This is a genomic window from Anabaena sp. FACHB-1237, from assembly GCF_014696225.1.
Lineage (GTDB): Bacteria > Cyanobacteriota > Cyanobacteriia > Cyanobacteriales > Nostocaceae > FACHB-1237.
The window spans coordinates 32,672-44,835 of the sequence record NZ_JACJPV010000031.1 but is presented as its reverse complement, the minus strand read 5'-3'; the positions used below and the strand labels follow the sequence as shown (position 1 = coordinate 44,835).

The 12,164-nt window shown below is 34.0% G+C and carries 13 protein-coding genes and 1 pseudogene; 7 read left to right on the top strand and 7 right to left on the bottom strand.

Going from position 1 to position 12,164, the window contains the following annotated elements; all coding sequences use genetic code 11:
• Window positions 1-231 (bottom strand): annotated as a pseudogene (gene tnpA / locus H6F32_RS14920) (IS200/IS605 family transposase); the annotation flags it as partial.
• Between tnpA and H6F32_RS20640 the strand changes: the two are divergent.
• Window positions 217-441: a transposase gene (locus H6F32_RS20640; protein ID WP_313926649.1), complete on the top strand. Its 225-nt coding sequence runs from the start codon at window positions 217-219 to the stop codon at window positions 439-441. The pseudogene tnpA and the gene H6F32_RS20640 sit on opposite strands and share 15 nt — an antisense overlap.
• Window positions 442-1,069: 628 nt before the next feature.
• Here H6F32_RS20640 and H6F32_RS14910 read toward each other — a convergent pair.
• A complete protein-coding gene (locus H6F32_RS14910; RefSeq protein WP_190370103.1) occupies window positions 1,070-1,258 on the bottom strand; it encodes a hypothetical protein in 189 nt (62 codons plus the stop codon).
• A 518-nt stretch (window positions 1,259-1,776) separates the two neighbouring features.
• On the opposite strand from H6F32_RS14910, the gene H6F32_RS14905 reads away from it, so the two are divergent.
• From H6F32_RS14905 to thrC, 3 genes are all read left to right on the top strand, one after another.
• Window positions 1,777-2,616 carry an FAD-binding domain-containing protein gene (locus H6F32_RS14905; protein WP_190370096.1) on the top strand — a complete coding sequence of 280 codons (840 nt, stop codon included), beginning with the start codon at window positions 1,777-1,779 and terminating at the stop codon, window positions 2,614-2,616.
• A 133-nt stretch (window positions 2,617-2,749) separates the two neighbouring features.
• The gene (locus tag H6F32_RS14900) at window positions 2,750-3,166 is read left to right on the top strand and encodes a hypothetical protein (RefSeq protein ID WP_190370095.1); all 417 of its coding nucleotides are present in this window, start codon (window positions 2,750-2,752) and stop codon (window positions 3,164-3,166) included.
• A gap of 414 nt (window positions 3,167-3,580) precedes the next feature.
• The gene (gene thrC, locus H6F32_RS14895; RefSeq protein ID WP_190370094.1) at window positions 3,581-4,678 is read left to right on the top strand and encodes a threonine synthase; all 1,098 of its coding nucleotides are present in this window, start codon (window positions 3,581-3,583) and stop codon (window positions 4,676-4,678) included.
• 354 nt (window positions 4,679-5,032) lie between these two features.
• Here thrC and H6F32_RS14890 read toward each other — a convergent pair whose 3' ends face one another.
• A complete protein-coding gene (locus tag H6F32_RS14890) occupies window positions 5,033-5,512 on the bottom strand; it encodes a hypothetical protein (protein WP_190370093.1) in 480 nt (159 codons plus the stop codon).
• Between the two features lie 461 nt (window positions 5,513-5,973).
• Here H6F32_RS14890 and H6F32_RS14885 point away from each other — a divergent pair, with 461 nt between their 5' ends.
• The 3 genes from H6F32_RS14885 to H6F32_RS14875 all read left to right on the top strand — a co-directional run bounded on the left by H6F32_RS14885 (window position 5,974) and on the right by H6F32_RS14875 (window position 7,756).
• Window positions 5,974-6,351 carry a DUF4112 domain-containing protein gene (locus tag H6F32_RS14885; RefSeq protein ID WP_190370092.1) on the top strand — a complete coding sequence of 126 codons (378 nt, stop codon included), beginning with the start codon at window positions 5,974-5,976 and terminating at the stop codon, window positions 6,349-6,351.
• A gap of 273 nt (window positions 6,352-6,624) precedes the next feature.
• Complete coding sequence (locus H6F32_RS14880) at window positions 6,625-6,801, top strand: hypothetical protein (RefSeq protein ID WP_199294587.1); 177 nt, start codon at window positions 6,625-6,627, stop codon at window positions 6,799-6,801.
• A 19-nt stretch (window positions 6,802-6,820) separates the two neighbouring features.
• Window positions 6,821-7,756, top strand: coding sequence for an alpha/beta fold hydrolase (locus H6F32_RS14875; protein ID WP_190370091.1), 936 nt, complete (start codon window positions 6,821-6,823; stop codon window positions 7,754-7,756).
• 9 nt (window positions 7,757-7,765) lie between these two features.
• On the opposite strand, the gene H6F32_RS14870 is transcribed toward H6F32_RS14875, so the two are convergent.
• From H6F32_RS14870 to H6F32_RS14855, 4 genes are all read right to left on the bottom strand, one after another.
• Window positions 7,766-8,206: a hypothetical protein gene (locus H6F32_RS14870; RefSeq protein ID WP_190370090.1), complete on the bottom strand. Its 441-nt coding sequence runs from the start codon at window positions 8,204-8,206 to the stop codon at window positions 7,766-7,768.
• Between the two features lie 734 nt (window positions 8,207-8,940).
• Entirely contained in the window at window positions 8,941-9,732 is a 792-nt protein-coding gene (locus H6F32_RS14865) for a YdcF family protein (RefSeq protein WP_190370089.1), read from the bottom strand.
• Between the two features lie 74 nt (window positions 9,733-9,806).
• Entirely contained in the window at window positions 9,807-10,313 is a 507-nt protein-coding gene (locus H6F32_RS14860) for a hypothetical protein (RefSeq protein ID WP_190370101.1), read from the bottom strand.
• A 304-nt stretch (window positions 10,314-10,617) separates the two neighbouring features.
• On the bottom strand, window positions 10,618-12,162 hold the full coding sequence (locus tag H6F32_RS14855) for an AAA family ATPase (RefSeq protein ID WP_190370100.1): 1,545 nt from the start codon (window positions 12,160-12,162) through the stop codon (window positions 10,618-10,620).
• Between the last annotated feature and the right edge of the window lie 2 nt (window positions 12,163-12,164).

Here is a 12,164-nt window from a genome sequence, read left to right as displayed (position 1 = left end):
GACTAGATACGCCTTTTAAAGCATTTACTATCTGGGAGATAGATAGTTTGGGCGGATACTCAATAAGTGCATGAACGTGATTATCTTCACCATTAAACTCAAGCACTTGAAAATTCATTTTTTCAGCGACTTCTCGAAATGATTTTTCAATTAAATTAATACTTTCTCCAATACAGACCGACGATATTTAGTAACGCAGACCAAATGAATCTTTAAATCCGTAAATTCCAAAAGAAATTAGCGCGTCAATCTAAAGACTCAAAACGCAGAAATAAAACTCCAATTAAAATTGTAAAACTGCATAATCAAATTAGCGATACTCGTAAAGACTTTTTACACAAATTATCTACCAAGATTGTTAGCAAAAACCAAGTTATTGTTTTGCAAGATTTGAATGTGTCGGGTATGGTTAAAAACCGCAAACTTGCCCATACCTATTAGCCTACAAGGATGGAGACAATTTAGAACTTTATGTGAAGCTAAGTCACAAAAGTTTAATAGAGAGTTCCGTGTTATTAGTAGATGGGAAGCAACAAGTCAAGTTGGCTCTTAATGTGGATACAAATGGGGTAAACTTGATTTAAAAATTCGGAAAATTCAGTGTTTAAATTGTGGAACTGAACACCACCGCGATGAAAACCAAAAATATCAATAAAGTCAGGATAGGGCATTGCCACGACTCTAAACGGACGCAGAGGCAGAGTAAGACTACTTAGGTAGCATCAGTCAGTGAAGCGTCAAGAATCACCGCGCCTTTAGGTCGGTGAGTATGTCAAATTAGTGATCCTCGACTTTTTGGATAATTTCGGGGATCTTCAGAGGTAAAGTAATTTATCATGGTTTTGCATCTAAAAACCAGCAAACGCTGACTGCGATCGCTCAATTAAAGAGTGATCAATCTCTAGCGTTACTGGTAGAAGTTAGAACAGATTATAGTCTGCTACATTGCTCAATATCCGAACAAAGTTTTAATTTAAACAACTACCTTTGCCACTCCTACACTGCTATTAAGCAACGAAAGAGTAGCAGTAATCAGCAGACTACTATCTTATTAAGTGTTTATTAACTTTTAGTTTTCTTCAGAAGTTTCCAATTTTTCGCTTTTGAGGTTTTGTAATTGCTCTAAAAGGGAGTCTATCTCTGCTTGTAAATTGAGAAACTTAACTTGTTGATCATCTTGATAGTAAGCCTTAGTTAGTTTTTTAACTAAGTTAGCGTGGGATTCGCATTCAGATACGGTAGATGATAAAGTGGGCATAGTGGTTGACATGGAATGTTTATTTAAAGAATTTTTAACTCACACCATTTAAGGATAATATTATAACCCATTTTTAGATAAATTTTACATTTTTATTAAAAAATACATAATTGTGATATTTATAACCTATAGATAATCAGTAATAAGTGCTTGCTGAATAACACCAAAAGCCTGAGAAATAAAGACCTAATGGCAATTATTCACTGCTTTTCTTGTCGGTTGTACGGATTGAGAAATTACTCCAAAGAAATCAAAGATCATCTCAAGAATGCTATTGACGAACCTATACAAAATGTATCAAACTTAGACAATAAAGAAATACAGTGTTGAGAGTGACAGAAATTAGAATTGTAGTAAAATTTTTTATAGATGGAACTTGAGATCAGATCCAAAAAAAATTACAATAGTCAGGAGTCAACTGTCAGCAGTCAGTAGTCAGATTTCAAAGCTATACAGTTATATTTCAAACTGCCACCATTGTTAACTCTGATTACATTAAAGTCTAAACCAAGAAAACTATGTTACGTGATTTTACGAGTCGAGATGAGTTAATAGCTTACCTACGGGAACAGTTTCCCCAAGCAGCAGAACGAGATGATCACATCAGCGAAACTGTGGGAGGAAGGAAAGCAGCAAAAGCAAAGCTCAAGCAAATAGATCCTGTTGCTTACGCAAAAACACGCAATTCTCTAACTGGTGCTGTTACTAAGTTATCACCTTATATTCGTTATGGTGTATTGAGTTTGCGAGAAATTAGAGATGATATTTTAGATCGGGTAAAAAGTCCAGAAGATGCCAGTAAATTAATTAATGAATTAGGCTGGCGTGATTATTGGCAAAGGCTATATGTTAAGCTAGGAAAAGGTATTTGGGAAAATCAAGAAGAATATAAAACCGGTTATCAGGTGACAGATTACGCAAAAAATTTACCGTCAGATATTAAAGAAGGGAAAACGGGACTGATTTGTATTGATAGTTTTACTCAGGAATTACGACAAACAGGCTATTTACATAACCATATAAGGATGTGGTTAGCAGCCTATATTATCCATTGGCGACGTATTCAATGGCAAGCAGGCGCGAAATGGTTTTTGCAACATTTGTTAGATGGTGATCCTGCTAGTAATAATATGTCATGGCAATGGGTAGCAAGTACCTTTAGTCATAAACCTTATTTTTTCAATCGGGAAAATTTAGAACGTTACACTCAGGGAGTTTATTGTCGTCAATGTCCACTTTATGGTAGTTGTGATTTTGAGGGGACTTATGACGAGTTGGAAAAGCGACTTTTTCCCAAGGGCGAGTTTAGTAAAAAACCTAATAGTCAAAGTTGGCAAAAAGGGAAAAAAAGAAGGTAAAATTTGAATTTGTCTGCTTCGAGATGTACAGAATGTGGTTTATAAATTAGTGGTGGGGATTTTTGAGAGTTAAGTTTAGCACCAAACTTAACTCTCAAAAATTTTCAAACTGCGATAAAATTCAGGAACGGCTATGACTAAATCAATTATTTGGATAAATGGAGATTGTTTAAGTCCCACTAACCCTGCTTTAGAAGAATATGCTAATACTCCAGCTGTTTGGGTTTGGGATGATGCTTTAATTGAAGAATGGCAATTAAGTTTGAAAAGGATAACTTTTATTTATGAATGTCTGTTAGAATTACCTGTGGAAATTCGTCGGGGAAATGTGGCTGAGGAAGTTATTAAATTTGCTCAGGAACATGATGCTAAAATGGTGGTGACTACGGATAGTCCTAGTCCCAAATTTGATGATATTTGTCATCAAATTGAGAAAAAATTAAAATTGGAAATATTTGAAGTTCGACCATTTTTTGATTATGATGGGTTTATTGATTTAAAGAGATTTTCCCGTTATTGGCAAGTGGCTGAAAAATATCTTTATCTGTAGGTTGAGTTAATGAAATGTAACGCACCATAATATGTATTAACCAATTTAGTTTATCTGTATGGTGCGTTAATTAAATGTGGTGCACATCAATTTGTATTTACTAGTTATGTTTCTGGTTTTGCTGGTTTGCATAGATTAGCAGTGACGGAAATTAGAATCGTAGTAAATCATAGTAAATTGTAGTAAAATTTTTTATAGACGGAACTTGAGATAAGATCCACAAAAAGACTACAATAGTCAAGAGTCAACTATCAGAAGTCATCAGTCAGCATTCAAAGGGAAATATAGTAAAATATATTTTAATGATTATCTTCACTATATTTTACCATCTTTTATTCCCAACTTTCGACTCCTGACTCCTGACTCCTGAAAGCTAACATTTTATTAATCTTTAGTTAACAACTTTTGAATCCCGTGACTTTGAGCTTGTCTACTGCTAAATCTTATCATCGGCCTTGGCCTGGACTGATAGAAGCCTATCGTCAATATTTACCTGTAAGTGAAAAAACCCCTGTTGTCACATTGTTAGAAGGTAATACGCCTTTAATTCCTGTACCAGCTATAGCAGAACGTATCGGTAAGCAAGTACAGGTATTTGTTAAGTATGATGGACTTAACCCCACCGGTAGCTTTAAAGATCGGGGAATGACAATGGCAATTTCTAAGGCCAAGGAAGCGGGTGCTAAGGCGGTAATATGTGCCAGCACAGGTAACACTTCTGCTGCTGCGGCTGCCTATGCAAGACGGGGAGGAATGCGTCCCTTTGTGTTAATTCCCGATGGTTATGTAGCTTTAGGTAAATTAGCCCAAGCATTATTATATGGGGCAGAAGTATTAGCAATTAAAGGTAATTTCGACCGAGCATTAGAAATAGTGCGGGACATGGCCGAATATTATCCCATTACCTTGGTCAACTCTGTTAATCCCTATAGATTAGAAGGACAGAAAACAGGAGCGTTTGAAGTGGTAGATGCGCTAGGAAATGCTCCGGACTGGTTATGTATTCCAGTGGGAAACGCAGGTAATATTACAGCCTATTGGATGGGTTTTAATCAATATTATCAAGATGGTAAATGCGATCGCTTGCCTCAAATGATGGGTTTTCAAGCAGCAGGATCAGCACCATTAGTCAAGGGTGAAATTATAGCACATCCAGAAACAATTGCTACAGCTATTAGAATTGGTAATCCTGCTAGTTGGGATAAAGCGATCGCAGCCCAAACAGCGAGTAAAGGCAGTTTTAATGCCGTTACGGATGAGGAAATACTTGACGCATATAGATTATTAGCGGGAACAGAAGGAGTATTTTGTGAACCTGCTAGTGCTGCATCGGTAGCTGGTTTATTAAAAGTGAAAGATCAAGTTCCTGTTGGAGCGACGGTGGTTTGTGTTTTAACTGGTAATGGATTAAAAGATCCTGATACAGCCATTAAACATAGTCATGCACAATTTAAACAAGGTATTCCCGCAGAATTAAAAGCGGTAGCAGAAGCAATGGGATTTGAGAATTGAGAATTAATTCTTGTTTTTTATTGTTAATTGTTCAGGGTTAATTGTTGAGTTCAAAAGTTGGTAATTTCTGATATTTGGAAGTGCTAACTTTTGAATATATAATCAGAAAATTATCCGAAAATTATCTGTTGAGTAAGATTATGTTCTTCCACGCAGAGTCACAGAGTCTGACAGAGGAAAGCTTGAGAAGGAATGTTAATTATTAAAAAAGCTGTCAAGTTGGTTTTTAGATAATGTTTAAATTTGAGCAGTTGAGTATTTTACGTAGTTGTATTATTAACCCTAAAAGTTTTTAAAAACCAGACTATTGCCAAATTTAGAACTTAGCAGAACTTTTTTCATGATAACTAATAGCTACATTTGAGACTGAGACTCCTTAAACTTTTCTACTTGAGAACGAGCTTGAGTTAAACCATCAATAGCATCACCTAAAGCAGTAGTAAGACTCTTACGAGTTTGAGAATGGTTTTGCTGTTCCAACCTTAAAGCCTTTAATAAACAGTCTCTTTCGGTAATGACATCTAATAATTGAGATTTTAACTCCTCCAGAGAATCAATTTTATCAATTTCTGCCTGTGTAGTTGTTGTTTTATCAGCGTCAAGAGAAATTTCCCCATTCACACCAGAAAAAGTTTGAATTTTAGCTTCTAAAGATGTGATTCTTTCTTGGTACATTTTAGCATCTATGCGACGTTGTTCAGCCTCAGTATTATACAACTGTCTCCACTTTTGTGAACTAGCCCAAGCCTCATCACGTTCACGTTGGAATTGTAACATTTGTTCTGTTAAAGTTTTAATTTCTCCTAACCACTTTTGTGTTAAGTCTTGACTCATAAATATTAGTTCTCTTTTCTGGAATAAAGTTTTTTTACAGTAACCAGTATACTATTTTTTGTAGGTTGGATTGAGCGAAGCAAAACCCAACATATTCCTCAAATCAAGATACAAGGTTGGGTTTTGTACCTCCACCCAACCTTGTATCTTAGAGGAGGTTATGGGAAGCAAAGCCCCAAGATATTTACAGGACTTACGCAACTGGCGCATTGGTAGGGTGTGGTTCAACAAGCTCACCAACCACGTCAGACAGTATAAATCATGTAAATAATCAAATTGTTGATATCTGACGCACCCACTCAACAGATTTTTTAGTGTGACACTTGGGTAAGTCCTAATTTATTAATTTCACACTTCAAAATAAGAAATTATCGGCATTAACCATCACAGAAATTAGCAAAATAATGATAAAATCACTCCAATTTGTCAACTTAGTAACTTAGTAATTAAAAATCATTACCATGACTAATTCTTCCCAAACTCCCAGAGACGGTTACGCACCAAGATTAAAACGTCTGCAAAAATTAAGTACAATATTGGACGAAATGATTCTCATTCCAGGAACAAAAGCTGGCATAGGTTTAGATTCTCTGGTAGGATTATTACCTGTAGGTGGAGATATCTTAGGATTAATATTTTCTAGTTATATTATCATGGAAGCGTCACAAATGGGAGTTTCTAAAGTCATATTGCGTAAAATGATCATCAATGTCATCATTGATTTTTTAGTAGGTACTCTTCCCATTTTAGGAGACTTTTTCGATTTTGCTTGGAAAGCCAACATTTATAACCTAGAATTATTAGAAGAACATTTGAAACAATCTTCTTATCAGCAATAGTTCATCATATCGCAGGAATAATAACAAAGTAATAACATATTGTAATGGTAGATCTAAAAACTAAAGCTACTAATAGCAATTTAACCGAAAAAGAACAGTGGAAATAGCAATTATACTGATGATGGTATCAAAGGAGGATATAATTGTCAAGAAATTGCGGATTTGTATAAAGTCATTGATATCTTAATGGCTTTATCAACAGAAATTACATGAATATCAGGAGAGACAAAAAATGCTTTTATTAACTAATATGGCAGACAGGATATTTTCAAATTGTTGCAAAAATGCTTTGGTGATGTTCCTGAAAGTTTGATTAACACCATTAACAAAGTTGAAGATATGTCTATTTTGGAACAAATACACTTAGAAAGTATTAGCGTTAATTTTCTCACGGAATTTTCACGGCTAATTCAAAATAGTATATCTCCCCAAGTTTATTTATGTTCATGACTTTAGAGGAATTAAGAAAATGACAAAAGATTGGTGGGAACAAACATTTCCCCAAGGAAAACAGACCTTAATTATTACTGATGCTCAAGGATATCCTACCACTATAGCCTATGGTGAAAAAGGTCAAGGTAGACCATTAATATTATTACATGGTTTAGGTAGTTGGAGTTATAATTGGCGACATCTTATTACACCATTATCAACACATTTTCGCGTTATTTGTTGTGATGCAAAAGGTTTTGGATTTTCTGAAAAAGCATTATTTAGAAGAGAAGTAACTGGACATCAAGTAATAGAGTTAGAAAGAATTATCGCAGCGTTATGTGATCAACCTCCTATCATAGTTTCTGAATCTATAGGTGCTTTAATTGCTTTAGGTTTAGCTACTAAAAATCATCGTCTAATTTCTAGGTTAGTTGTCATTAATGCCCCAATTTTTACAGAAAGTTTACCACATTGGGCTATGGGTTTATTGGCGAAAACACCCATAGAAATTATTGAAGTTATTGATTATTTGAGATTACCTTATTTGTTTGCACCTTTGGTAAGAGAAGTTATGGGTAATGAGAGACGTAAGGTATTATTCGATCCCACGATTTTAACACCAGAAGATGTTTATTGGATCACTTATCCTTTTATCGAAATTCCTGGTACTTTAGTTAAGGTTACTGAAGATATACAAATTGCTATTCAGGAAATTGATAAGGTAGCAAAACAACAACCAAATATGTTAACTGATATTCAAAAAAATCTCAATATGGTGGAATGCGAAACTTTGATATTATGGGGAGAACAAGATAGTTGGTTTCCTCCTACACATGGAGAAAAATTACATCAAAATCTACCTAATTCTCGTTTGAAAATTTTACCAAACTGTAATCATGATGCTTCTGGAGGTTCTCCTCAAATCATCTATCAGGAAATTATCCGATTTTTAAAGGAAACAAATTTTTGATATTCTCTTTTATTGTCTTTTTCCCACTGCTTTCCTAGTTTTTCTTATGGGTTGAGCATTATGAAGAATAATGAAGATTACTACACTTCCTGATACACAACAAAAAGCGATCGCTAATATTAACCACAATGGTAATTCTTGACTATTGCTATTGCTATCGCTATTTCTCTTACTGTTGTTCTTAGTATTTATGAATGTACTAGTAGTTGTTTTAATAGGAAAAGTTACAGTTTCTAATGTTCTTTCTGGCAAACTATTTCCAGAATAGGTTAATATATCATAGGCCATCCATCCTACTCCTAATGGTAAAATGAATAACACTAATAACCACAACCAAGGATATTTAATAAAGACATATTTTAGGGATTTTAGGGATTTTAGATATTTCTGTTCTTTACCGTCTGTCAATTTCTCAGATTTTTCCTCTTGTTTCATAGTTATGCTCAACATTCTTCTGTCAAATATCCCTCTCTTATGTTAAATCATTCATTTACTTAATTATCAGATCCTTAATAATTCTAATTTCTTTCTTGAATTTCTTGCTGGAATTTCTTCCATTGGCTGACTTTTTGATATTTCCTGTTTTCTAATCTTTTAGATATATTTAGTTAATAATATCCCAGGACTTACCGTTAATAATAAAACCCTTGTAACACGGGCATCTTGCTTGTTCATAGTGTCTCTCATGTAGATGGAATGTGCTGTAATAATATCCATCTCTAAAACACCCCCATCTACTTCTCATCTACTAAAGTTTAAAAAAAGTTTAAGATTAATAATGATAGCTATTCTCAAGATTATTGAGAATAATATCAATAATTTTACGCAAATACGTCATTTCAGTCCTTGACTTTTTGAGGTGTTTCCTGATATGCTATCTTTAGTAGTATAATCTGCTTGTGCTGTTTCTAATTTGTTAAATTTAAAGTAATTTATTATACCCTAAAATACAATTATTAAAAAAGTTTAAGATTAATAATGATAGCTATTCTCAAGATTATTGAGAATAATATCAATAATTTCACGCAAATACGTCATTTCAGCCCTTGACTTTTTGAGGTGTTTTCTGATATGCTATCTTTAGTAGTATAATGTGCTTGAGTTCTTTTTGTTTATTAGTTATTTCATAAGTAAAAAGTCAGATTTTTAAAGTAGCTGATTACACTCTGACTTGTTTTTAAAAACTATAACCATCCTCGCAAAGCATAAATAAAATTACCTATATATTCTTTCAATGCGTTAGTAAATTGGTGTAAATTATTGGTATCTGGTAATAAATTAAGAATAGCAGATTTAGGAGTATCCACTAATTCATTTAATTCCCCTTCACTTACTAAAAAATCAGTGGGTGCTGGTATTGCATCTATTCCTTGACGTTGAAATATTTTTAATGATCTAGGGGTGTGCATTGCTGAGGTTATTAATAATATCTTTTTAAGTCCTTTTTCTGTGAGAATTTTTTTGACATTGACTGCATTTTGATAGGTATTTAAAGAATTTGGTTCTTGAATAATGGCTGATTTAGGAATACCTAAAGATATTAAAATATCTGCCATATCTGCTGATTCTGAAGTACCACTACCACGCCAATTAATGCGTCCTCCACTTAATATTATCACAGGTGCTTTTTTCTGTAAATATAATTGAGCGGCATAAATTACTCTATCTCCTGTTTCACTTAAATCTACCACAGTTCGTGGCCAGATTTTTGATTTTGTTGCTCCTCCTAATACTACCATAGCGTCAGCTTGGGGTATTTCTACAGATGGGATATTTTGCCATTCTAGGGATTTTACTAAATTTTTGGCTACCCAAGCATTACTGCAAACTAATAATAAGATTAAGGATAGAGAAATACAAATAGCAGCAATTTTGGGACGTTTCCATAAAGTTATTAAAGCTACTATTAAACTGACACAAGTTAAACCTAAAGGATACAAAAATAAAGGTAGTAACTTGGAAAGATATAGAAACATTATTTTTGTGATTGGTGATTGGTGATTGGTAGAATATTCCTTTATATTCTGACGGCTGAAAACTAATAACTATATTATGATCTTTCCCAAAATCTAAAGTTAAAACTACCAGAAGCACGACGATAACGAGGAAAAGTTTTCCGTGATCTTTTCACTCTAGTTCTAGGTTCGTCTGTCTCTTCATCTAGTTTTAAAACATCTTTTGATATTTGTGTATTTGTCGTTTCCTTGCTACGCCACCAAGCTATTGTTATTCCTCCACCAATGCCAGCGATCGCTCCAAATAAAATGCTTGTTAGTGTAGAATAACCTAAAAATAAACAGGCCAGCATGAAAAATAACCAATATTTTAAACCTGTATCAATACCATCATTAGATGCTACTGTGGAAGATTGCGGATTATTTTCATTTGCACTTGTGAACCATCCTAACGCACAAGCACCTAACACACCTAAAAATATACTTAAAGGTAAGGTAGCATTAGCTATTCTGGCAATAATGAATATAAACACTCCCAGTAACAGTTGTGGAAGTATATTTTCAGAACCGAATATTTCCGAGAGGGGATTTTTTTTAGCCATAGCAGTATAGGATATTAAGGAGTTAGAGGTGAGAATATTCAGAAGTTCTTTTCTAGTAGAACCCATCACCCCGTTGGGAATGAATTCCTGTGTCTAATAGCAAAAGTCATCTTTAGATGACTAAAATCACGGGAAAATTTTTTATTTTAAATTATATTAGTTTATTAGTCTACTTTAATAAACTTTAGCTATTAGCCGGGAAATTCATTTTCATCTGGGTGTGGAAGCTAAACAAATAAGTTATGACTAACCTAAGTTTACACCATTAAGTATTGTATTACTAAAACCTTGCAGGAATCACGAATCACCAATTACCTAACAATGGTTGAGTAGTATCCACTATTGTTATATAGGGTTCTTCCTCTTGTGTAAATGGTTCAAATTGCTTGATTTGTGATGGTAATAAATCAACTGTTGCATCCGCAATATCACCAGTGCGATTTTTCAACCGTTCTTGAATGACTTCGACAGGTGCGGTACAATTAATAATCTGTATTGGTATGTCCTTTTGTGTTGCTTGGGCGATCGCTTGTTTCCGCAAAACTTCACGATCATATTTCGCATCTAAAATCACATTCCAACCTTGACCAGCTAGTTTAACCCCTAATTCCAATAATCGGCTATAAGTTTTTTCCGTCATCTCCTTGGTATAAATTTCATCTCCACCTCTAGCTAATAACGGAATACCTGCGAGATGTTTTCTCACCGCATCAGAACGTAAATGAATCGCCCCAATTTGTCGCGCTAAATATTTAGCTGTGGTACTTTTACCAGAACCAGATAAACCACACATCAAGATTATTTTACCTTCCTTGGGCTTAGTATATTCCCAGGATTGATAATAATAATCTGAAGCGGTTTGTCTGGCTTCTTCTTTTACTGTTTCCGGGATACTAGGATCATCTAATAAAAAAGATGTTACCTTTGCTCTCACATAAGCCTGACGACTTAAATATAAAGGTAATATTTGTAAGCCTTCATAATCGCCAGTTTGTTCAACGTAAGCATTTAAAAAAGCGTTACCTAAATCTTTACGTCCTCTTGCTTCAATATCCATCACCGTAAATGCGACATCATACATCACATCCACAAAACGGAAAGGTTCATTAAACTCTATACAATCAAATAACATAATTTTGTCATGATATAGAGCGATATTTCTTAAATGTAAATCGCCATGACATTCTCGAATATAATTATGATCAATGCGACTTTTAAATAATGCTGGATGTTCTGCAAAAAACTGATCTGTATAGGATTTTGTGGCTAAAAATTGTTCATGAGTTTGGGGCCCATCTGCATCAATATATTTACTAGTTTGAGCATAATTATCATTAAATGCTGTTTGGACTTGTTCCACTTCCCCAAAACTGCGAATATGATCATTAGTTATGGATTTTGCGTGATATTCAGCCACAACTTGACCTAATTTTTCTAAATCACTTTCTTGTAATTTATCATTAGCAAACATTTCGCTAAATAGGCATTCTTGGGGAAATTGTACCATTTTTACAGTATATTCTACCGCTTCACCAGTGCCATTTAATTGATATTTATGTTCTAAGTTTTTATCTGATAAAGTAATAGGTAAAACTTCTAAATATAATTCTCCTGCACCTCTTTGGTTTAAACTAAATTCTTGTTCACAAAAATGTTTTCTTTTTTCTAATGTGGAAAAGTCTAAAAAGCCAAAGTTGACATTTTTCTTGAGTTTATAAGCGTAGTTTCCGGTTAATAAAACATAGGAAACATGGGTTTGGACTAATTCTATAGGTTCTATCACAGGATGGGGATAAAATCCTGGTTTTAACATTTCTGTAATTAAGGGAGGTAAATTAGTTTCCATTATTT